This window comes from Rhodococcoides trifolii (genome assembly GCF_014635345.1).
In the GTDB taxonomy this organism is placed as follows: domain Bacteria; phylum Actinomycetota; class Actinomycetes; order Mycobacteriales; family Mycobacteriaceae; genus Rhodococcoides; species Rhodococcoides trifolii.
Window position 1 is genome coordinate 539,133 of sequence record NZ_BMCU01000001.1, and the last position, 21,092, is coordinate 560,224.

General features: G+C 65.2%; 22 protein-coding genes. 17 read left to right on the forward strand and 5 right to left on the reverse strand.

Annotated elements, in window-relative coordinates:
- From IEW02_RS02515 to IEW02_RS02585, 15 genes are all read left to right on the forward strand, one after another.
- The gene (locus IEW02_RS02515) at window positions 1-981 is read left to right on the forward strand and encodes an ABC transporter permease (protein WP_188543111.1); all 981 of its coding nucleotides are present in this window, start codon (window positions 1-3) and stop codon (window positions 979-981) included.
- The gene (locus IEW02_RS02520; protein ID WP_188543112.1) at window positions 974-1,858 is read left to right on the forward strand and encodes an ABC transporter permease; all 885 of its coding nucleotides are present in this window, start codon (window positions 974-976) and stop codon (window positions 1,856-1,858) included. Before IEW02_RS02515 ends, IEW02_RS02520 begins: the two co-directional genes overlap by 8 nt.
- Window positions 1,855-3,441 carry a dipeptide ABC transporter ATP-binding protein gene (locus IEW02_RS02525; RefSeq protein WP_188543113.1) on the forward strand — a complete coding sequence of 529 codons (1,587 nt, stop codon included), beginning with the start codon at window positions 1,855-1,857 and terminating at the stop codon, window positions 3,439-3,441. Before IEW02_RS02520 ends, IEW02_RS02525 begins: the two co-directional genes overlap by 4 nt.
- A complete protein-coding gene (locus tag IEW02_RS02530; protein WP_188543114.1) occupies window positions 3,438-4,481 on the forward strand; it encodes an LLM class flavin-dependent oxidoreductase in 1,044 nt (347 codons plus the stop codon). The genes IEW02_RS02525 and IEW02_RS02530 overlap by 4 nt, the downstream gene beginning before the upstream one ends.
- Window positions 4,482-4,484: 3 nt before the next feature.
- Window positions 4,485-5,840: an NtaA/DmoA family FMN-dependent monooxygenase gene (locus tag IEW02_RS02535; protein ID WP_188543960.1), complete on the forward strand. Its 1,356-nt coding sequence runs from the start codon at window positions 4,485-4,487 to the stop codon at window positions 5,838-5,840.
- Window positions 5,837-6,631 carry a DUF1684 domain-containing protein gene (locus IEW02_RS02540; RefSeq protein WP_188543115.1) on the forward strand — a complete coding sequence of 265 codons (795 nt, stop codon included), beginning with the start codon at window positions 5,837-5,839 and terminating at the stop codon, window positions 6,629-6,631. Before IEW02_RS02535 ends, IEW02_RS02540 begins: the two co-directional genes overlap by 4 nt.
- On the forward strand, window positions 6,628-7,740 hold the full coding sequence (locus tag IEW02_RS02545; RefSeq protein ID WP_188543116.1) for an LLM class flavin-dependent oxidoreductase: 1,113 nt from the start codon (window positions 6,628-6,630) through the stop codon (window positions 7,738-7,740). Before IEW02_RS02540 ends, IEW02_RS02545 begins: the two co-directional genes overlap by 4 nt.
- Window positions 7,740-8,726: an isopenicillin N synthase family dioxygenase gene (locus tag IEW02_RS02550; RefSeq protein WP_188543117.1), complete on the forward strand. Its 987-nt coding sequence runs from the start codon at window positions 7,740-7,742 to the stop codon at window positions 8,724-8,726. The genes IEW02_RS02545 and IEW02_RS02550 overlap by 1 nt, the downstream gene beginning before the upstream one ends.
- Entirely contained in the window at window positions 8,723-10,033 is a 1,311-nt protein-coding gene (locus tag IEW02_RS02555; protein WP_188543118.1) for an NtaA/DmoA family FMN-dependent monooxygenase, read from the forward strand. Before IEW02_RS02550 ends, IEW02_RS02555 begins: the two co-directional genes overlap by 4 nt.
- 145 nt (window positions 10,034-10,178) lie before the next feature.
- Window positions 10,179-11,105, forward strand: a complete 927-nt coding sequence (locus IEW02_RS02560; protein WP_188543119.1) for a sulfite exporter TauE/SafE family protein — start codon at window positions 10,179-10,181, stop codon at window positions 11,103-11,105.
- Between the two features lie 42 nt (window positions 11,106-11,147).
- Entirely contained in the window at window positions 11,148-12,089 is a 942-nt protein-coding gene (locus IEW02_RS02565; protein ID WP_188543120.1) for an NADP-dependent oxidoreductase, read from the forward strand.
- Entirely contained in the window at window positions 12,086-12,496 is a 411-nt protein-coding gene (locus IEW02_RS02570) for a nuclear transport factor 2 family protein (protein WP_188543121.1), read from the forward strand. The genes IEW02_RS02565 and IEW02_RS02570 overlap by 4 nt, the downstream gene beginning before the upstream one ends.
- Entirely contained in the window at window positions 12,493-12,936 is a 444-nt protein-coding gene (locus tag IEW02_RS02575; protein ID WP_188543122.1) for a nuclear transport factor 2 family protein, read from the forward strand. The genes IEW02_RS02570 and IEW02_RS02575 overlap by 4 nt, the downstream gene beginning before the upstream one ends.
- Window positions 12,937-13,200: 264 nt before the next feature.
- Entirely contained in the window at window positions 13,201-14,433 is a 1,233-nt protein-coding gene (locus IEW02_RS02580; protein ID WP_188543961.1) for an HNH endonuclease signature motif containing protein, read from the forward strand.
- 103 nt (window positions 14,434-14,536) lie between these two features.
- On the forward strand, window positions 14,537-14,911 hold the full coding sequence (locus tag IEW02_RS02585) for a VOC family protein (RefSeq protein ID WP_188543123.1): 375 nt from the start codon (window positions 14,537-14,539) through the stop codon (window positions 14,909-14,911).
- Window positions 14,912-14,926: 15 nt separating this feature from the next.
- On the opposite strand, the gene ppk2 is transcribed toward IEW02_RS02585, so the two are convergent.
- The 4 genes from ppk2 to IEW02_RS02605 form a co-directional block, all read right to left on the reverse strand.
- A complete protein-coding gene (gene ppk2 / locus IEW02_RS02590; RefSeq protein ID WP_188543124.1) occupies window positions 14,927-15,751 on the reverse strand; it encodes a polyphosphate kinase 2 in 825 nt (274 codons plus the stop codon).
- A 77-nt stretch (window positions 15,752-15,828) separates the two neighbouring features.
- Window positions 15,829-16,188, reverse strand: coding sequence for a VOC family protein (locus IEW02_RS02595; protein ID WP_188543125.1), 360 nt, complete (start codon window positions 16,186-16,188; stop codon window positions 15,829-15,831).
- On the reverse strand, window positions 16,188-18,005 hold the full coding sequence (locus IEW02_RS02600) for an FAD/NAD(P)-binding protein (RefSeq protein ID WP_229745739.1): 1,818 nt from the start codon (window positions 18,003-18,005) through the stop codon (window positions 16,188-16,190). Before IEW02_RS02600 ends, IEW02_RS02595 begins: the two co-directional genes overlap by 1 nt.
- Complete coding sequence (locus IEW02_RS02605) at window positions 18,002-19,117, reverse strand: LLM class flavin-dependent oxidoreductase (RefSeq protein ID WP_188543127.1); 1,116 nt, start codon at window positions 19,115-19,117, stop codon at window positions 18,002-18,004. The genes IEW02_RS02600 and IEW02_RS02605 overlap by 4 nt, the downstream gene beginning before the upstream one ends.
- A 112-nt stretch (window positions 19,118-19,229) precedes the next feature.
- Between IEW02_RS02605 and IEW02_RS02610 the strand changes: the two genes are divergently transcribed.
- Together IEW02_RS02610 and IEW02_RS02615 are read left to right on the forward strand one after the other, a co-directional pair.
- Window positions 19,230-19,865 (forward strand): TVP38/TMEM64 family protein, encoded by a 636-nt coding sequence (locus IEW02_RS02610; RefSeq protein ID WP_188543128.1) that lies wholly within the window; start codon window positions 19,230-19,232, stop codon window positions 19,863-19,865.
- The gene (locus IEW02_RS02615; RefSeq protein WP_188543129.1) at window positions 19,862-20,197 is read left to right on the forward strand and encodes a YidH family protein; all 336 of its coding nucleotides are present in this window, start codon (window positions 19,862-19,864) and stop codon (window positions 20,195-20,197) included. Before IEW02_RS02610 ends, IEW02_RS02615 begins: the two co-directional genes overlap by 4 nt.
- Window positions 20,198-20,203: 6 nt before the next feature.
- Here IEW02_RS02615 and IEW02_RS02620 read toward each other — a convergent pair whose 3' ends face one another.
- Window positions 20,204-21,091 (reverse strand): amidohydrolase family protein, encoded by an 888-nt coding sequence (locus IEW02_RS02620; protein ID WP_371829916.1) that lies wholly within the window; start codon window positions 21,089-21,091, stop codon window positions 20,204-20,206.
- Between the last annotated feature and the right edge of the window lies 1 nt (window position 21,092).

Sequence of the window (21,092 nt, forward strand, 5' to 3'; positions counted from 1 at the left end):
ATGCTCAGATACCTCGGGCTGCGTGTGGTGCAGGCGATCGGCGTGCTGTGGGCGGCTTTCACCATTTCGTTCGTGGTGCTGTTCCTGCTGCCGTCCGACCCGGTGAGCATTGCCGTCGACGCGGGCGGTGGCAGTGGCACTCCCGTCGACGCGGCGGCGGTTGCCGAGCTGCAGGCACGCTACGGCTTGGACAAGCCGGTGCTCGAGCAGTATTGGACGTCGCTCACCCACGCAGTGCGAGGTGACCTCGGAACGTCGATCTCGACCGGTCAACCGGTGACGACCGCGATCCTCGACGCGGTACCGAGCACCTTGGCGCTCGCCGGGTTCGCGCTCGTCCTCGCCGTCGGGTTCGGCGGTGGCTTGGCGTTCGTGGCCACGTATACCCGTGCTCGCTGGCTCCGCACCGCGCTGCTGTCGCTTCCTCCGCTGGGAGTCGCGGTTCCGACGTTCTGGGTCGGACTGCTTCTTCTGCAGGCATTTTCGTTCGGACTGCCGATCTTTCCGGCGTTCGGCGATCGGGGCTTCGGTTCACTGGTGCTTCCGGCCATCACCTTGGCGGTCCCGACGGGTGCGGTCATCGCCCAGGTGCTCTCCACCAGTCTGACCACGACGTGGCGCCAGCCGTTCACCGCGGCCGCCGAAGCGAAGGGCGCGTCCCGCTGGCGAATTCAGACGCGACACGTGCTGAGGCTGGCAAGCGTACCGGCATTCACCATTGCGGGTGTGCTCGTCGGAGAGCTCCTCGCCGGATCGGTGGTCGTCGAAACCGTGTTCTCTCGCGCCGGTGTCGGTCGGCTCACGCAGACATCGGTTCTGGCGCAGGACGTCCCGGTGGTGCAGGGGATCGTGGTGATGACCTCGCTGGTCTTCGTGCTCGTCACGTTGCTCGTGGACATCGTCTACCCGCTGATCGATCCGCGGATCATGCAGCGCAGCAACAACAAAATCGAGAAGGCCGAGGAGCCCGCCCATGTCTGACGTTCTGGTTCTCGACAAGTTGCCGGCCAGCACTCCGCCCGAACCGACTCCCCGTCGACGTCGGGGGGCCGTGCGCCGGGTGTCGAGCAAGATCGGCGTCGCGTTGTCGGTGGTCGTGCTGATCGTGGCCCTCGGCTTCGCCGTCGTCCCGTCGGTCTTCGCGAGCGGCGACCCACTCCGCGGTACACCGGCCGACAAGCTGCAGGGTCCGAGCGCGGCGCATTGGTTCGGCACGGACAACATCGGTCGCGACGTTTACACGAGGGTGGTACACGGTGCCGGATTGTCTCTCAGTGCAACGCTTCTGGCCGTCGCGATCGCGCTGGTCGCCGGGTCGATTCTCGGACTACTCAGTGGAGCCGTCGGCGGAGTCGTGGACTCGGTGCTGATGCGCCTGGTCGACGTGCTGCTGTCGATCCCGACTCTGCTGTTGGCGCTCGCCCTGGTCACCGCGCTCGGTTTCGGCACGGTCAACGTCGCCATCGCAGTCGGTGTCACCTTGATCGCGAGTTTCGCTCGGGTCATGCGGTCCGAGGTTCTGCGCGTACGCCAGTCGCTGTACGTCGAGGCGGCGTTCGCGTCGGGGTCGCGGTGGCATACCGTGCTACGTACGCACATTCTGCGCAATGCCTATCCGCCCGTGATCGCTTTGGCTGCAGTGCAGTTCGGCATGGCCGTCCTGTTCGTGTCATCACTGAGCTTCCTGGGTTTCGGTGCCGTGCCTCCTACTCCGGAGTGGGGATCGCTGGTGTCCGAGGGTCGCAACTTTCTCGCCACGTCCTGGTGGCTCACCACGCTTCCCGGCCTCGTGATCGTCGTGGTCGTGCTCTCGGCTCACCGGGTGGGCCACGCATTGGACCGGGGTGATCGAGCGTGACTTCGCTGCTGCAGGTCGACGGGCTCCGCGTGTCGTACGGACCGACGGAAGCCGTGCGCGGCATCGGATTCGAGATCGCCCGCGGTGAGGTACTCGCGCTCGTCGGCGAGTCGGGCTCCGGGAAATCGACCACCGCACAAGCCATCATCGGGCTGCTGGCGGGATCCGGCACCATCACGGGCGGCACCGTGACGTTCGACGGGGAGCGTATCGACAACGCCGGTTACCGCCGCTTCGAGAAGTTGCGTGGTGCTCACCTCGGACTGGTTCCGCAGGACCCCACCACCTCCCTGAACCCGGTCAAACGAGTCGGAGAGCAGGTGGCGGAGGTCCTTCGTATTCACGGCCGCGCCGACCGCCGCAACGCGGCGCTGGAAGCCGTACGCATTCTCGACGAGGCGGGGATCGACAACCCGGAACTGCGCGCGCGGCAGTACCCGCAGGATCTGTCGGGTGGGCAGCGTCAACGGGTGCTCATCGGTATCGCGCTTGCGTGCCAGCCGGAACTGGTGATCGCCGACGAGCCCACCAGTGCTCTTGACGTGACCGTGCAACGGCGCATCCTCGATCACCTCGCCGCGCGGATCGCCGAACACGGTACGTCCGTGCTGCTGATCACCCATGACCTCGGCGTAGCGGCCGATCGTGCAGACCGCATCGCCGTCATGCAGAACGGGGACATCGTCGAGATCGGCCCGGCGCGTGAGGTTCTGAACAGTCCGACAGCCGACTACACCAAGAAGCTGATTGCGGCGGCGCCGAGTCTGACGTCGGTGCGGATCCCCCGCGCCGGCCGTGACGCCCAGCCCGTAGTGCTATCGGTCAGGAACGTGTCCAAGACGTTTCGCATCGGCCGCGGACAGAACCTGACGGCCGTGGACGACGTGTCCTTCGATGTCGAGCGGGGACGTACCGTGTCGATCGTCGGGGAGAGCGGGTCGGGCAAGTCGACGACGGCTCGAATCGCACTGCGGTTGGAGAACCCGTCGGCCGGATCGATCCAGTTCGACGGAACGGACATCACCACCACGCGTGGCAAGGAGTTGCGAGCACTGCGCCGGCGGTTCCAGATCGTGTACCAGAACCCGTACGCGTCGCTGAATCCGTCGCTGCGCGTCAAGGATATCGTGGCGGAGCCGTTGGTGGCGTTCGGTCTCGGGACGCGGTCCACGAGACCCGACAGGGTGGCGGAGTTGCTCGATCAGGTTGCGTTGACACCCGAATACCTCGAGCGGCGTCCAGCAGAACTGTCCGGTGGACAACGACAGCGAGTCGCTATTGCACGAGCGATTGCGCTGCATCCGGAACTGCTGGTACTCGACGAGCCGGTGTCGGCTCTCGACGTGTCGGTGCAGGCGCAGATCCTCGCTCTACTCGACCGATTGCAGAACGAGCTGAACCTCAGCTATCTCTTCATCTCGCACGACCTTGCGGTGGTGCGGCAGATCAGCGACACCGTTCTGGTCATGCGTCGAGGCCAGGTCGTCGAAACGGGTTCCGCTGAGGACATATTCGACAATCCGCAGCACGAGTACACCAAGGAACTGCGCAACGCGGTTCCGGGAACGGGAGTTTCGGCATGAGCACGCTCGCGATAGAGCTGACAGGGACTGGCGCTCACCCGCAGGCGTGGCGGCGGAAGGATTCGCGGGCCGAGGAGTTGTTCGGCGGTCGGTACTGGGTCGATGTCGCGCAGGCTGCCGAACGTGCGGGTGCGCATCTGTTGTTCGTTCCCGACGCCTTCGACGGACGCTCGCTCGACGCTGTCGCGATAGCGGCGCGCGTTGCGACGTCCACGTCGACCCTGGGACTGGTTCCGACGGTCACCGTGACCCATACCGAGCCGTTCCACGTCTCCAAAGCCATTGCCACGGTCGACATCGCGTCGCTGGGCCGGGCCGGTTGGCAGGTCGAGGTGTCCGAGGGCGCCGAACCGGCAGCGCTCGTCGGTCGCAAGGACGCTCAGAATCCGGCGTCACTGTGGCAGGAGGCGGGGGAGGCCGCCGAGGTGGTCACCCGGTTGTGGGACAGCTGGGAGGACAACGCCGAGATCCGCGACGAGTCGACCAACCGGTTCGTCGACCGAGACAAGCTGCACTACATCGACTTCGAGGGTGAGTTCTTCTCGGTCAAGGGTCCGTCGATCACGCCGCGATCCCCGCAGGGTCAGCCGCCGATCGCGGTCCGCGTGACCGGCCCGGAGTCGGCAGCCTTCGCGGCAGCGCACGCAGACATCGTGCGCATCCGCGCGGCGTCGCTGGAGGAGGCGGCAGTGGTGACGGCGCGAGTCCGTCGCGCCGTGGTCGCACAGGGCCGCGACCCGCAGAACGTGCGCATCCTGCTCGACATCGACATTCTCGTGGGTGACGACGCTGCCGCCGATGTGGCGCAGCTGGAGGAGTGGGCAGGGCAGGTGTTCGAGGCGGACACCGTGACGTTCGTAGGCAATGGCGAGGCGTTGTCCGACCTGGTTGCGTCCGTCGATATTTCGGTTGCGGACGGGGTCACGCTGCGCCCTCTGACACTGTCGACCCTGCTGGCCCTTCCGTCCGGTACGACAACGGCGGGCACCCTTCGCGACCACCTCGGCCTCGACCGGCCCGCCAACCAGTACGCGATCTGAGGACTGCACATGTCTCGCAAACAGATTCACCTCGCCGCACACTTTCCCGGCGTGAACAACACCACTGTCTGGAGCGATCCTGCGTCCAAGAGCCAGATCGACTTCTCCTCGTTCGAGCACCTTGCACGCACCGCCGAGCGGGGGCTGTTCGACTTCTTCTTCCTTGCCGAAGGGCTTCGCCTTCGCGAGCATCGCGGCAAGATTCACGACCTCGATGTGGTCGGCCGTCCAGACACGCTGACGGTGCTCAACGCGCTGGCCGGTGTGACCACGCATCTCGGTCTGGCCGGCACCATCAACACCACGTTCAACGAGCCGTACGAGCTGGCACGCCAGTTCAGTTCGCTGGATCATCTGTCGGACGGTCGCGCCGCGTGGAACATGGTGACGTCGTCGGACGCGTTCACCGGCGAGAACTTTCGGCGCGGTGGCTACCTTCCGCACAGCGAGCGCTACGTCAGAGCCGGTGAGCTGATCGGTCTGGCCCGACAGTTCTGGGACAGTGGGCAATCCGACGGTCTCGTCGTCGATCGTGAGCGCGGAATCCTCACCACCGAACCGCCTGTAGTGCAAGAGAAGACGTCTCAGTTCGATGTGCGAGGGCAGTTCGGTCTACCACGCAGTCCCCAAGGACATCCCGTCCTGCTGCAGGCGGGTGATTCGAGCGACGGGCGCGAGTTCGGTGCCGCGAACGCCGACGCCATCTTCACGTTGCACGGCAGCATCGAGTCCGGGCAGAAGTTCTACGCCGACGTCAAGGGGCGACTGGCCAAGTACGGACGCGAACACGCCGACCTGAAAGTACTTCCGGCGGCGACCTTCGTCCTCGGTGACAGCCCGCGCGATGCAGAGGAGAAGGCGCGGCACATCCGCGAACAGCAGGTGAGTGGCAAGACGGCGATCTCGTTCCTCGAGCAGACGTGGGGGCGCGACCTGTCGGAGTACGACCCGGACGGTCCGCTCCCCGACGTCGAGCCGACGGGGGACGCGAGCATCACACGCGGCAAGGCGCGTCACGCCGATCCTCGAGACGTCGCGAAGGCGTGGCGAGAGAAGGCGGAGGCCGACAACCTGAGCATTCGCGAGTTGATCATCGAGGTGACCTCTCGTCAGCAATTCGTCGGCACCGCCTCTCAGGTTGCGTCCGAGATCGACCGCTACGTCCAGGAAGACGCGTGCGACGGATTCATCCTGGTACCCCACATCACCCCCGGAGGGCTCGACGAGTTCGTCGACACCGTCGTGCCGGAACTGCAGGAGCGAGGGAGCTTCCGCACCGAATACACCGGGCACACCCTGCGCGAGCATCTCTCGCTGAAACACCCGTACGACCGAACCGAAGGAGTGCGTGCATCATGACCACTGCAACAACATCATTCGAGCAGGACTGGCAGGCCTGGCACACCGACCGGGAAGCCTACTTCGCCGACCCGTTGGGATGGGTCGCCCTCACGGGCCTGTTCTGGCTCACCGAAACGCCCTCTGCGGTCGACGATCTGCCGGGCCTGTGGCGCGCGGACGACGACGGTCTGTACGTCACGGCAGACAAGATCGACGGTCTGTCCGTCGACGGCATTGTGGTCGACGGGACCGAGACCTTGCTGCCGATCGAGGGCGCTCCGGGACTGATCGTCGCGGCGGGTGAGCGCCGTATCGAGGTCATTCGACGGACCGGATCGGTCGCGCTGCGCGTGCACGACCCGAAGGCGCCCACGTTGCAGTCGTTCGGCGGCATACCGACCTTCGAGCCCTCTCCGGAGTGGGTCGTCACTGGAACCTTCACCCCGTACGACGCGGAGCGGACGGTCACCACCGGGGCTGTCGTCGCGGGCCTCGAGCACCATCACGCCGGACTCGGTGTGATCGACTTCGAACTGGGCGGCGTGCCACAGCAATTCGTGGCCTTCAAGGGCAAGACATCAGGTTTCCAGATCCTCTTCACGGACGAGACCTCGGGCGTCACCACGTACCGCGCCTGCCGATCGCTGGCTGTAGCCGAACCGGATGCCGACGGTCACGTCGTGCTCGACTTCAATCGGGCGTCCAATCTGCCCTGCGCGCTGACCGATTATGCGACGTGCCCGGTTGCGCCGCCAGAGAATCGCCTGGCGGTGGCGGTCGAGGCGGGCGAGAAACTGCCCGTCCGGTGACGATTCCACTGTCGGTTCTGGATTTGTCGCCAATACCGGAGGGGTCGACGCCGGCGCAGGCCCTGCGCAACACGCTCGACCTTGCGAGGAACGCGGAGGAGTGGGGATACGCGCGCTACTGGGTTGCCGAGCATCACTTCGCGGCAGTGGCCAGCTCGTCGCCGGCGACACTGATCGGTCTGATAGCGGCTGCTACCAACAGAATTCGTGTCGGTTCGGCCGCGGTGCAGTTGGGTCACCACACCCCGATCTCGGTCGTCGAATCGTTCGGGACCGTGGATGCCCTCTACCCGGGACGCGTCGACCTCGGCATCGGACGATCGGGTCAGAAGCGTGCCGAGGCGCTTGCTGCCGGGCCGGCGCCGATCCGGGAGGCTCGCGTCGTGGACGGACTTCTCGTGCCGGCGCCCGTCTCGCTTGCCGCGGCCCTGCGGGCAACGCGTCTGGCCGCCACCGTGTCTGCGGTGCAATTCCCCGGGTCGAAGCCACCGGCGTTCGCGGGCGCGCTCGACGACGTACTCGCGCTGTTGTCCGGGACGTTCTCCTACAAGGACATTCCGCTGGAGGCAACGCCGGGGACCGGAGCAGACCTGCAGGTGTGGCTGTTCGGCAGCAGCGGTGGCGAAAGCGCCCAGCTGGCGGGCAAGTTGGGTCTCCCGTTCGCGGCGAACTATCACGTGAGTCCCGCAACCACTCTGGATGCGGTGGACGCGTACCGGAACGCGTTCGTACCGTCGCAGCGTTTGGCCGAGCCGTATATCGTGGTGTCAGCGGACGCAGTGGTTGCCGACGACGACGAGACGGCCCGTGAGTTGGCGTCGACATTCAGTACGTGGGTGCACAGCATTCGCAGCGGACACGGTGCGATCGAGTATCCGAAGTCGGCACCGGCGCTGACCGACGACGAAGCGGTTCTGGTGGCCGACCGAGTGGAAACCCAATTCGTCGGATCGGCAGCGACGGTTGTAGCGCAACTCGAGACGCTGGCACGAGTGACCGGCGCGAACGAACTTGTCGTCACCGGAATGACCCATGATCACGAGGATCGCAAGCGGTCGTTCCAGTTGCTGGCCAAGGAGTGGGGACTTCCTGCTCTTCGGGTGAACTGATGTTGCCGGTGCTGGATCTGTCCGTTGCAGAGCGTGATCCCTCCTCGTTCAGGTCCGCGCTCCGCGAGGCCACCCACCTCTACGGCTTCTTCTATCTGACCGGTCACGGCGTTCCGAATTCCGACATCGCGGAGGTCCTCGATTCGGCGCGTGAGTTCTTCGCGCTGCCTCAGGACGCGAAAGACGAAATCAGTCAACTGAACTCGCCGCAGTTTCGTGGGTACACCAGGCTCGGTGGAGAACTCACCAACGGGACCGTCGACTGGCGGGAGCAAATCGACATCGGTCCCGAGCGCGAGGTCGTCGACGGCGCCGAGGAGTACTGGAACCTGCAGGGACCGAACCAATGGCCGTCGGCGCTGCCGGCCTTGCGGTCGACGTTCGAGAAATGGGACAGATCGCTCTCCGCCGTCGGCTTGCGGTTGCTTCGGCACTGGGCTGTCTCGCTCGGCGCGCCGGAGAACACGTTCGACGCAGCCTTCGCAGACAAGCCTGCCACGCTGATCAAAATCGTCCGGTATCCCGGAAACGAAACCAATCCACAAGGGGTTGGTGCGCACAAGGATTCGGGTGTGCTGACGCTGCTCCTCGTCGCCCCCGAATCGGAGGGGTTGCAGGTCGAGTCCGAGAACGGTGACTGGATCGACGTTCCGCCTCTGCCCGGCGCGTTCGTCGTGAACATCGGTGAGCTGCTCGAAATAGCCACCGGCGGGTACCTGAAGGCGACGCGCCACCGAGTGTCGGCGCCCCCGCCAGGCACCGACCGGATATCCATCCCGTACTTCCTGAACCCGGCGCTCGATGCGACCGTCCCGGTACTCGACCTACCACCCGAGTTGGACCGACGGGGTGTCGACGCAGACCCGAACAATCCGATCTTCTCGACATACGGGGAGAACGCGTGGAAGTCGCGTACGCGGGCGCATCCGGACGTAGCGGAGAAGTGGCACGGGATCGTGCCGACGAAAGGAGTTGCTGCACAGTGACTCGACGCAGACGAACTCTCAAAACCGTGACCGGTGTCAGTGGCGGTACCGACGTCTACGACGCGGCCGTCGATCCGACACGGTCCACACTCCAGTCGTCGATCGAGATCGCAAAGGTCGCGGAGACCAACAAGATCGACGCACTCTTCGCCGCGGACCTGCTCAGCTTCAACGCTCAAGGAGCGATCGGCGCCCAAGAACCCTTGATCTACCTGGCGGCTCTGAGTGCGGTGACCTCGCACGTCGGCCTGATCGCCACCGTCACCACGACGTTTCATCACCCGTACAACCTCGCGCGTCTGTTCGGCACCCTCGACCACGTCAGCAACGGCCGTGCTGCGTGGAACGCGGTCACATCGTCGTTGGGCGAGGAGAATTACGGCGAGGGCGCACTGCCGAGCCCCGAGGAGCGGTACGCACGGGCGACGGAATCGCTGGAGATCGTCAATGCTTTGTACGACAGTTGGCGACCCGGTGCGCTGTCCCCCGGACCGGACGGCGCCGTGCTGGACGCGTCTCTCGTGCGCCCGGTCGACTACCGGGGCACGTACTTCTCCGTCCAGGGGCCGCTGAACATTCCGCCCCTGCCGCAGGGTCGGCCCGTGCAGTTCCAGGCCGGGCAGTCCGCCGGCGGCGTCGAGCTGGGTGCACGCTTCGCCGAGGTCGTCTTCACCTCGCTGGCCACGCTCGACGACGCCATCACCTACACCAAGAACGTCCGGACTCGGGCCGCCGAATGGGGACGGGGTGAGGAACTGCCGTTGATCTTCAGCTCCCTTCACGCCACCTACGGATCGACGGAGGCCGAGGTGCGACGGCTGGTGCAGGAACAGAACGACTCGCATGACTTTGTCGCGGGCCGAGCCCGCTTGGAGGACATGCTCGGCGGCGGCGTCGACCTGTCGGACCTGCCATTGGACAAGCCGATTCCCGTCGAACTACTTCCCGACCCCACAACGGTCAACCGTCGCCGCGGACGCGTCGAGATCTTCGGAAAGCTGGCTTCCGAGGGGAAGACGTTGCGGCAGTTGATCATCGCATCGAAGGATACCGGGCACTGGGCTGAGGCAGGCACCCCCGATCAGATCGCCGACGCCATCGAAGAACGGTACGAGGCGGGAGTACTCGACGTGATCTCGCTCGGTGGACTGGGCCAGCCGCGTACTCGTGATTTCGTCGTGAACGGGTTGCTGCCGGAACTGCGGCGGCGGGGGATCGTCGGGAACGATTACGTGGGCGGCACATTCAGAGAGAACCTCGAACTGCCGCCTCTCCAGCGGAGAGTGTCGTGTCTATCCGGGAAGTAACCGGCGTGATCGAAACCCTTGACGAAATCGTTTGTCGTGTCTGCAATTGAGTCCGTGCCCATTCCATGGATCGTGACTGCCCAACACTGTCCGGGTTAGACCTTCTCGGCCCGTTCGTCCGACTTTCGATTCAGGAGCAAAGCACGTGAAGACCCTCATCCTCATCGCCGTCGTCGGGTTCGCCGCCCAACTCGTCGACGGCGCGCTCGGCATGGCGTACGGCGTCACCACCACGACACTGTTGCTCGCCATCGGCACCAACCCCGCCACCGCATCCGCGACGGTTCACCTCGCCGAAATCGGCACCACGTTCATCTCCGGTGTCTCGCACTGGAAGTTCGGCAACGTGGACTGGAAAGTGGTGCGGCGCATCGCGTTACCCGGCGCTGTCGGTGCGTTCCTCGGCGCCACGATTCTGTCTCGACTGTCCACCGAGAGCGCCGCGCCGGTCATGGCTCTGATTCTGTTGGCGCTCGGTCTCTATATTCTCATCCGTTTCACCTTCCAGGGAATACCGCGCGGCAACCTGGGGAAGCCGCTGCGGAAACGATTCTTGGCGCCACTCGGGTTCGTTGCGGGATTCGTCGACGCAACGGGTGGCGGCGGATGGGGGCCGGTGGGAACGCCGGCAATTCTTGCGAGCGGTCGGTTGGAGCCGCGCAAGGTGATCGGGTCCATCGACACCAGTGAGTTCGTCATCGCCTTGGCCGCCAGCCTGGGGTTCCTGTTCAGCCTGGGCTCGCAAGGGATCAACGTCGGCTGGGTGCTGGCCATCCTGGCGGGCGGCGTTCTTGCGGCACCACTCGCGGCGTGGCTGGTGCGCCATGTGCCGCCGAGATTGCTGGGCGCCTCGGTCGGTGGGATCATCGTTCTGACCAACGCGCGCAGCCTGATTCGGAGTGGATGGTTCGAGCTGAGCGGCAGTCTGCAGACAATCGTGTACGTCACCATCGTCGTGGCGTGGATCGGTGGGTTCGTCTACTCGCTGCGGGCGTACCTGGACGATCGTGAAAACGAATCGGCCGACCGCATCGCCGAGGAGGCGCGGCGCGCCGGAGACGTCAACGTCTGATCCGAAGGAACAATTCACGTCGAACGGAAGTTGGTAGTCCACATGACACGAGTAGCGGTAGCAACAGCGTTAGGTGGACCGGAGGTACTGCAGATCGTCGAGGAGGCCGTGGCGCATCCAGCGGCCGGGCAGGTTCTCGTCGACATCAAGGCCATCGGCGTCAACCCCATCGACTACAAGCTCTACAGCGGAGCTTTCGGTTCGGACGAATCGACACTGCCGATACGACTGGGCAGCGAAGCATCCGGTGTCGTGACCGCGGTAGGCGCCGGTGCCACCGGCCCGGCGGGCCCCATCTCGGTCGGCGACGAGGTGATCGTGACCGGGGTGTCCGGCTCGTACGCGGAGAAGCTGTTGGCTCCGGGAGACGCCGTCTTGCCGAAACCGAGCAACCTGAGCTGGGAAGAAGCAGCGGGGTTCGTCCTCGTTGCCGGAACGTCCTACGACACTCTCGAAGTGACCAAGGTGGGCGAGGGCGACACCGTCCTGGTACACGGCGCTGCCGGCGGAGTGGGATCCATCGTGGTCCAGCAGGCGAAGGCGCGCGGCGCTCGCGTCATCGCAACCGCGCGCGCGATCAATCACGACGCGCTCCGCGACTACGGCGCCGAACCCGTCGAATACGGCGCCGGACTGCTCGATCGGGTGAAGGCACTGTCCCCGAACGGAATCAGTGTCGCGATCGACACCGTCGGGACCGACGAGGCGGTCGACGTGTCCCTGGCGTTGGTGGCCGACAAGTCTCGCATCGTCACCATCGCCGCGTTCGACCGCGCGGACGACGACGGCTTCCAGTCCGTGGGCGGGGGGAATCAGGAAAGTGCCAAGCGTCGCAAAGCAGCTCGACTCGAACTGGTCGACGCTGCGCGCGCAGGCACACTGGTTGTCCCTATCGCCAAGACCTTCCCGCTCGACGAGGTCGCCACGGCTCACCGGGAATTGCAGACGCAGCACTCGCGGGGAAAGTTCATTCTGATTCCATGAGCGAAAACCGCTGGGCTGTAGATGAATTACTGGCTCGCTACTCTCACGTCGTCGACAACGCGGCGTGGGAGGAGTTGAGCTCGGTGTTCACTGCGGATGCAGTGGTCGACGCCGAATTCTCCGAGGTGATCGGACTCGACGCGATCCGAGGACTCCTAGAATCGTTCGATCCACTCCGTTCCCACCACACGCTGAACACCATCACCAAGACGGACGAGTCCGGCGCGATCCATGCGTGGAGTCGGTTCCTGATCGTCGAGTTTGACGCAACGTCGTTGACCGGTGACTATGTGGACGAGCTCGTCGAGACCACCGATGGTCTTCGGATCAGTAAGCGTCGCATCAGTACTCGGAACCGGCCGGAGGATTCGCAGGGTAGACGTGAGTCGTTTGCGACGTGGTCGTGACGGAGACCCGGGTCGACTCCGATACCGCCGCCGAGATCCTCGACGTACTAGCTCGATACGCCCAGGTGATCGACAACCGTGATTGGGATCAAGCGGACTCTCTCTTCACGGACGACGTGGTGTTCGGATCGTCCAGTGGGGTCGCGGAAATACGCCGGATGGTGGAGGACGTCCATCCCTACCACCCACACCACACGACGAACACGATCATGACTCGGCGGCCCGATGGCACCGTGCGCGCCTGGAGCAAGTTCTTCATCGTCCGCACCGACGGATCCGTCGGCAGCGGCGATTATCAAGACACGTTCCGGCACACCGATACCGGTTGGCGTATCGCGCATCGCGTGGCCAGTCGCGGAAACCGCCGCGACGACGATCCTGGCGGGCCGTCTCGTCGAACGTTCAGCTTCGACGGGTGGCGGGCGCCGGGGACGGCCTGATCGCAACGCTAGCCGGTGACCCGCAAGCATTCGTCGAGTTGGTACATCAAAGTGGCACAACGGCTTCGACCTCGTAATGCTGGCGGGTACCGATTCAGGACATCGACCAACACGTCGGTTGCCATCGACTGTGCACGACGCAGTTGTGCTGAGGCGGCAGCAGCGTCGCCCGCGAGAACCTCGGCGACTCGTGCGGCGTTCGCCGCCGCGCGAAGGATGTGGCCGACCTGATGCGCTCGTCGAATCGGATGTAGGTAGGCAGTCATCGACGACTTCCGCCGCTACCTCGCCCGCGCCGAGAGCGCCCACGCCGACAGCGTCGACCCCGACGACCTCGCCCACGCCGTCGACGCTCTCGGGTACCTCACCCGCCACCTCACCGCCGACGAATTGGCCCTCGCCGCCCGCGAATACTCCGAACGACTCCTCCCCGACGGGATCCCCGACAAGGACACCAAAGACGTTCCGTTCCTGACCATCTCACCCCAACGCGAGGACGGGCTGCGCCGCATCATCGGGCTCATCGACGCCGAACTGCACGCCTACCTCGAACCGTACATGGCCAAGTACTCCGCCCCCGGCATGCTCAACCCCGACGACGCAACCCCGATCACCGACCCCGAACCCGACAGTGGCGCCGATGCCGATGCCGATGCCGATACGGGACCGGGTGCCGATGCCGATGCCGAGTCGGACGACGACGCACGAGCGGGTGCTGCCGATGACGACGACGAGTCGGACGACGACGACGAGTCGGACGACGACGCACGAGCCGGGACCGACGAGCACGGGGACGGGGACGGGGTGCCCGGTGACCGAGAACCACCCGCCCCCGAATCCCCCGAACAGCAAGCCCGCCGCGACACCGCTGCCGCCCGCGACACCCGCCCCGCCGGAAAACGGCGCCACGACGCCCTCAAATTCGTCCTCCGCACCGCACTGATGTCGGGGAAGTTCGGCACCCACCGCGGCATCCCCGTCTCCGTGGTCATCACCACCACCCTCGCCGACCTCGACAAACACAGCGGATACGTCCGCACCGGCGGCGGCACCCGACTCACCCGAGACGACCTGAGACGCATGGCTTCTCACAGCGACAACTACCTCGTCGTCTTCGACGAACACACCCGCAAACCGTTGTACCTCGGCCGCACCCGCCGCACCGCCTCACCCGAACAGCGCTACGTCCTGCACGGCCTCGACCGCGGCTGCACGTTCCCCGGCTGCACCGGCACCGCCTACTACAGCGAAGCGCACCACCGCATCGACGACTGGGCCGACGGCGGCAACTCCGACGCCGACGCATTCGCCTTCGCCTGCCCCAAACACCACCGCCTGCACGGAACCGAACCCCACCAGTTCCGCACCTCCGTCGCCCCACCGGAGCACCCGCAGTCCGGTCGAACCCTCTGGCACCACAACACCGCCGACCCCACCATGAGCCACGGCCGCGTCAACCATGCCCACCACCCCGAGGAATACCTCCTCACCACCTGAACCCCGACAACACGACTCAGCCCCGACCGACACCACGGCCGGGGCCAGAAGTCGTGCCGAAATTGGCTGTTCGAATGCGGTGGAACGCGACTACCGTCCAGAGATGGCAGCCAAGCAGTTTCAAGTCACGTTCGACTGCGCAGAACCCGCAAAAGTCGCCCGGTTCTGGTGCGAGGTACTGGGCTATGTCGCGAACTCGGGCGACGACTGGGCCGCCGCCACCGACCCCGCCGGTACCGGCCCGCGGCTGTACTTCCAGCGCGTACCGGAAGGCAAGACGGTGAAGAACCGAGTTCACCTCGACGTCAGAGTAGGAACTGGTCGGGTTGGTGCGCAGCGACTTTCGACCTTGGAAGACGAAGCCGCACGGCTGATCGAGCTCGGTGCCACGCGTGTGCGACTGCTACCCGCCAACGACGACGACGAGTCGTGCATGGTGATGCAGGACATCGAGGGGAACGAGTTCTGCCTCGACTAGCCGGCCCGACCTGGCTCAGGACTCCTCGGCGGCGGCCTTGGCTCGGTCGGGCACATGCGTCGATTGGGATCGCGGCGGACGCTCGTACGTGTTCGCTGCCGGGGGTCGCTCGGGGAGCTCGACATCGGGTTCGGGTACGTCGCCGTAGTCGATCGTCGAGAGCAGGTGGGAGATCATGTTGATCCGTGCGTGCTTCTTGATGTCAGATTCGACTACATACCAGGGGCTTTCGAGCGTGTCGGTGTAGTCCATCATCTCGTCCTTTGCCTTGGAGTAGTCCTCCCACCGCGTGATGGACTCGAGGTCCATCGGGCTCAGCTTCCACTGTTTGAGCGGGTCGTTCATCCGCTTGCGGAAACGCTTCAACTGCTCACTGTCCGACACCGAGAACCAATACTTCCGCAGCACAATGCCGTCGTCCATCAGCAGTTGCTCGAACACCGGGGTCTGCGACATGAACCGCGAATACTCTTCGGGTGTACAGAACCCCATGACCTTTTCGACACCGGCCCGGTTGTACCAGGATCGGTCGAACAGGACGATCTCGCCCGGTGCGGGTAGATGCGCGATGTAGCGCTGGTAGTACCACTGGCCCTTCTCGCGCTCGGTGGGCGTCGGCAATGCGACGGTGCGCGCGACGCGACCGCTCAGATGGTCCGTGAAACGTTTGATGGTGCCACCTTTTCCGGCGGCATCGCGTCCCTCGAACAGGATCACCACACGGGCGCCGGTCGCTTTCACCCATTCCTGAAGTTTGACCAGTTCCGTCTGTAGCCGGAGGAGCTCGTCCTCGTACACGGCGTTCGGAATCTTCGGTGTCGCCTTTTTCGACTTCGTCATCGATCAACGGTAGGTCTCTCGACGCCCTCGTGGTCGCAGACTGCGTAATCTTCTTGTTTCGAGTCCCTCGGGACAGATCAGGCCGGTGGCTCCCACAACTCGATGGGGTTGCCTTCGGGGTCGTGGATGCGAGCGAACCGCCCGGACTCCGGAGTGTCCCACTCCGGGTCCGTGATGATCTCGATCTTGTTGTCCCGCAACGTCTGCAACAATCCGTCGAGGTCGCTGACGCGCAGGTTGATCATGACCTGCTTGTCGGCCGGCCAGTAATCCGTGGTCGCCTCGAACGGCGCGAAGACGAGCGGGCCGCCCCGAGTGCTCCATGCGTACTCGTCGGGCGAGGTGGGGCCGATGCCGAGGTGCTGGTGGTACCACGCGGACAGAGCGCCAGGGTCCTTCGCACGAAAGAAGAATCCGCCCATTCCCAGTACCGGCATCAGGACAACAACCCCTCGGCCACCGCGTCGTTGTGCCGGAAGAATCCCGCGTTGATGCCGGGACGGGGGAAGGCGCCCGACCACGTGTGTCCGGCAACCCAGGGTCCGACGGCGAACCGTCTCGGGTGAGCGTTGCCATGGGCGTCGACCAGCCGTGAATGGCCGTCGACGGCCAGCTTGGCGGGGGACGTCGCGGACGCCCGTATCTCACGAACGGCACCGCGTGCGTGCAGAGTGCGGAGCAGTGCGTCGCCGCTGAACTCGATACTCGGAATGGGAAGGCGCGCTTCGATGTACGCCCTCGCATGAACGACGTCGGGTTGCGAGGAAGACCGTGCCACGAACTGCCCGTCGTCCGTTCCGAATCGCGTATCGGGCCCGAGGAACCGGATCACCCCGGCGCGGGCGAGCGCCAACATCTGCTCGAGACGCTCTGGCGGAGGACCGCTGGCGACGAAACTGAAGAACGAGTGCAACCATCCCTCGACGTCGCGGGCCACCGTCTCCGACGACAACCGTTCCGTGCGTACGAGTTCCCCGACCGTCGCGTACACCGACAGCAGTGCGGAGAAGACGGCCGCGTCGCTGCTCCACTCGGGATCGGCGCTACGGTAGAGGTCTGCTTCGCCGTAGGCGATGACGCGGGATTGCACGTCGTCCAGCCCGCCGTAGGTCTCACCGGCCAACGGTCGGTCCAGACGGTCGAGGTCGATGCGGTCTTCGCGTTTGGGTACGAACTCTTCCTCGAGTTCACGGATGCGCGACGACGACCAGTCGTGCGCGGCGAACACGGCGTCGAAGTCCTCCCACGATCCCGACGTGCGCTCCGGATGCGATCGGAACAGTTCGTAATAATGCGCTCCCGCAAGCTCTTTGGATGCCAGCGGCCACACCTGCGTCCGGAAGTCGAGCGTGTCCGTGCCCGGAAACGCGGCGGGAACAAAGTACCTCGGAAGTGGTGGGCGGGCGTCGGCGATCGAGTAGGAGATCTTGGCGTGGTAGGGAACTCCGCGCCTCGACCCGACGTACAGGACCGGTTCGCGTCCGGAGTGCGTGTAGGACAACGAGCCCGACGGTTCCCGGTAGAAGAGTCCGCCCCGGGATTCGGCCAAGAGGACCATCCAGTCGACGAACGCCAACCCGATGCCGGCGACCAGGACCGGTTCACCCTCCGGGACCGGGGACGGGTCGAGATCGGCGGTGTACCCCGGCCCGACGTAGACCAGATTGTTCTCCAGAGCGTAGCTGCGTAGCGTCTTCTCGCGCTCCGACTCCGACGAATCCGGATGACCCTGTGCAAGAACGACACTGTCGGCGTGGAGCGTGGTTCCGTCGTCGAGAGTCAGGACTTGACGGTCGCCGTCGTCGACGATATCGAGAACTGTCGCCCGGTGGACCTCGATGCTCACGTGCTCGGGCGCGGCAGCGAGCGCACGGTCGAACACCCAGGCCAAGTAGTAGCTGTGCAGGGTGCGGGAGGCGAAGGACGTCGTGGTGAAACGCTCGACCTCGGAGCTGATATCGGGCATTGCCGACAACTTTTCCCGGTGGGCCACGACCCACTCGCCGAGCGTGGGACCAGGGTCCACCGGCGAGGAGACGCTGGACGTCGGGTCGGTGAACATCGCGACATCGGCTGCGACGGAATTCATCCACAGCAGCGTATCCTGGTCCTTGCGCCAAATACGGCCGGCGCCAGGCGAATACGGGTCGACCAGGTCGATGTGTACCGGCCGGGGATCGGTGGCAGCGCGGGCGACGAGACGTTCGAGAATGCCGGTGCCGCGGGGGCCGGCTCCGACGATGGCTACCTTCACGCGAGACTCCGTTCCGAGGTAGTGAAACCCGCGGCGCGGTCTTCGTCGTCGACAGTCCACAGCGTCGTCGGCGCGAGTTCCTTCTGCACCAGCGGAACGACTTCTTCGGCGAACTGGCGGAGCGTGTCCTTCTGCCGCTCGAAGTCGAGGACGTGGTTGATCGACACCGACTGCAGGTCGTGTCGGTAACTGGCGTGGTAATCGACGATCTTCTCGGCGACCCGCTGCGACGATCCGACCAGCGCCGGTCCGCGGTCCACAGCCTCTTCGATGGTGCGGAAGCTGGTGGTCTTGCCGACGGCGCCGGGGGCGTGCTTCCGCTTGTCCATCTGAGCGACGATGCCCTCGTAGATCGGCCGGAACTCGTCGGTCGCCTGTTCGGTGGTCGCACCGAGGAAAAGGCCGCCGGAACCGGACCCGACGTACGCCTTGGCGGGGTCGTGTCCGTGCGCGAGGTACTGCTCTCGGTAGCGATCGATCAGCACCTTGTAATTCTCCCTCGGCTGGAACGCGTTCGCAGTGACGATCGGGTCACCCCACTTCGCCGCGAGGTCGACTGCGTGTGTGGACGTAGCCGACCCATGCCAGATTCGGAACGGACCGTCGAACGGGCGAGGCAGGGTGGTGGCGTCGGACAGGGAGTGGCGGTGCGTGCGCACTGCGTCCACATGCTCCTCGCGGAGCAGTCGACGCAACAGCTCGTAGTTCTCGGTCAGGTAGTCGTACTGCTTCTCGATGTCGAGCCCGAAGAGCGGGTACTGCAGTACTTCGTTTCCCTTTCCGACGACGATTTCGAGTCGGCCGCGTGAAAGCTGATCGATTGTTCCGAAGTCCTCCGCGACCCGAATGGGGTCGAGCACCGACAGAACGGTCACACCCGTCGAGAGCAGGATCCGATCGGTGGCCTGCGCAATCGCACCGAGGATGACCGTCGGACTCGACGACAGGACGTCGCCGGCGTGACGCTCGCCCACCGAGTACGAGTCGATTCCGAGCTCTTCCGCCAGCACGGCCATCTCGATCACCCGGTCGAATCGGTCGGCCGCGGACACGACGGCCCCGGTCACCGGGTGCGGCGGGTTGAAGATGATGTCGAGTATCTGAAAACGCACGGCGGCTCTCCTCGTCCTTACTCTTGCCAACCCGTCAACGCTGCCGGAGCTTCCCCGCCGCGCCAATGGTTTCGCGCAGGACGATTCGAAGTCGCCGTGACAGGCTGGTGGGGTGCAGACACGATCGAAGGCAGTCCTGGCGCTGATCCTCGTGATCGCCGCCGTGGTGGCCGCACTCACGATCGACATTCCCGACCCGGAACCACTGCGTGAGCGGGTGGCCGCCGCCGGTGCCTGGGGTGTGGTCGCGTTCATGGCCGTCTACGTGCTGGTGACGCTGACTCCGTTTCCGGCCAGTGCCCTCACCATTGCCAGCGGACTCCTCTTCGGACTGGTGACCGGCGCGGTGATCGTGCTGGTCGCGGCGACGGTGGGATCGTGGCTCGGCTTCCGGCTCTCGCGGTGGCTCGGACGCGACGCCGTCGCTCGAATCGGATGGGCCCGCGTCGCATCCATCGACGCCCTGATCGGTCGACGCGGGTTCCTGTCCATCCTGTTGATCCGGCTCGTCCCGGTCTTTCCGCTCGTCGCCGTCAACTACGCGGCCGGTCTCAGTGCCGTCCGCGAGCGCGAGTACGTGCTGGGCACCGTGCTCGGAATCATTCCCGCGACGATCGGTTACACGGCGCTGGGTGCGTACGGCACTTCGCCGCTGTCGTGGCCGTTCCTGATCGCCGTCGTTGCCGTGGCCCTCATCGCGGCCGTCGCTGGGTTCGCGGCCAAGAACATGCGGGTACCGGCGGCATGAGCAGACCCGACGAACGTTTCACTCTCGCGAGCGAGCGGACCTTCCTCGCGTGGATACGCACAGCGCTGGGGCTCCTGGCGGGCGGTATCGCGATGATTCATCTGGTTCCTGAGTTCAGCACGCCGGCGGTTCGTACGCTGCTGGGCCTCGTGCTGATTCTGGCCGCGGCCGGGGTCGCCGCGACGGGTCTGCGTCGGTGGCAGAAGGTCAAGCGTGCGTTGGAGACGGGCGCAGAGATGCCGTCGTCGACCGACCTGTGGGTAGTGGCGATCGCTGTCGGTGGGGTGGCGTTGGTGGCCGCGGTGGTGACGGTGGTGTCGGCGTTCGTGTAGCGCGGGTCACCGGAGCCCCAGTACCTGTATTGCGTTCTCTTTCATGATCATCGGTACCACCTCGTCCTTGATGCCCAGTTCGGCGAAGTCGGCGATCCATCGGTCCGGCGTGAGGACGGGGAAGTCGGAGCCGAACAGTGTCTTGTGCTTCAGCAGCGAGTTGATGTTGCGCACCAACTGCGGCGGGAAATACTTCGGCGACCACCCGGACAGGTCGATGTAGACGTTCGCCTTGTGCGTCGCGATGGAGATGGACGAGTCCACCCACGGCACCGACGGATGCGCGAAAATCATCGTCAGCGAGGGGAAGTCGGCCGCGATGTCGTCGAGCAGCATGGGATCGGAGTAGCGCAGCTTGATCCCGCGGCCGCCGGGAAGTCCTGCACCGATGCCGGTTTGACCGGTGTGGAACAGCGTGACGAGGCCGTGCTCCGCGCATGCCTCGTAGATGGGGTAGTACTTCCGGTCGTTCGGTTCGAAGTCCTGCAGGCTGGGATGGAATTTCATCCCGCGAACACCGTAGTCGCGCGCCAGAATGCCGACTCGGGACACCGCCTCCTGCACGTCGTGGGGGTCGACGGAGCCGAAGGGAATCAACACATCCGAGTGCTCGGCCGCCTTCGCCGCGATCTCCTCGCTCGACACCGGCGGGTGGCCCAACGCGGTCCGCGCATCGACGGTGAACACCACCGCCGCCATGTTCCGTTCGCGGTAGTAGGTCGCAAGATCGTCGACGGTCGGGGTGCGGTTCGTTCCGGCCTTGAAGTACTTCGCCGACGCGTCCAACAGCTCCTGATCGAGCGAACAGTGGTGTGCGTCATCGGCTTCGACATGGGTATGAACATCGATGGCGACGATCGAGTCGAGGTCGAGTGCGGGCGTGTAGGACACGATG

Coding starts and splice junctions, on each gene's coding strand:
- IEW02_RS02515 (WP_188543111.1), top strand. CDS start 1: ATGCTCAGATACCTCGGGCTGCGTGTGGTGCAGGCGATCGGCGTGCTG.
- IEW02_RS02520 (WP_188543112.1), top strand. CDS start 974: ATGTCTGACGTTCTGGTTCTCGACAAGTTGCCGGCCAGCACTCCGCCC.
- IEW02_RS02530 (WP_188543114.1), top strand. CDS start 3,438: ATGAGCACGCTCGCGATAGAGCTGACAGGGACTGGCGCTCACCCGCAG.
- IEW02_RS02540 (WP_188543115.1), top strand. CDS start 5,837: ATGACCACTGCAACAACATCATTCGAGCAGGACTGGCAGGCCTGGCAC.
- IEW02_RS02550 (WP_188543117.1), top strand. CDS start 7,740: ATGTTGCCGGTGCTGGATCTGTCCGTTGCAGAGCGTGATCCCTCCTCG.
- IEW02_RS02565 (WP_188543120.1), top strand. CDS start 11,148: ATGACACGAGTAGCGGTAGCAACAGCGTTAGGTGGACCGGAGGTACTG.
- IEW02_RS02570 (WP_188543121.1), top strand. CDS start 12,086: ATGAGCGAAAACCGCTGGGCTGTAGATGAATTACTGGCTCGCTACTCT.
- IEW02_RS02585 (WP_188543123.1), top strand. CDS start 14,537: ATGGCAGCCAAGCAGTTTCAAGTCACGTTCGACTGCGCAGAACCCGCA.
- ppk2 (WP_188543124.1), bottom strand. CDS start 15,751: ATGACGAAGTCGAAAAAGGCGACACCGAAGATTCCGAACGCCGTGTAC.
- IEW02_RS02595 (WP_188543125.1), bottom strand. CDS start 16,188: ATGCCGGTACTGGGAATGGGCGGATTCTTCTTTCGTGCGAAGGACCCT.
- IEW02_RS02615 (WP_188543129.1), top strand. CDS start 19,862: ATGAGCAGACCCGACGAACGTTTCACTCTCGCGAGCGAGCGGACCTTC.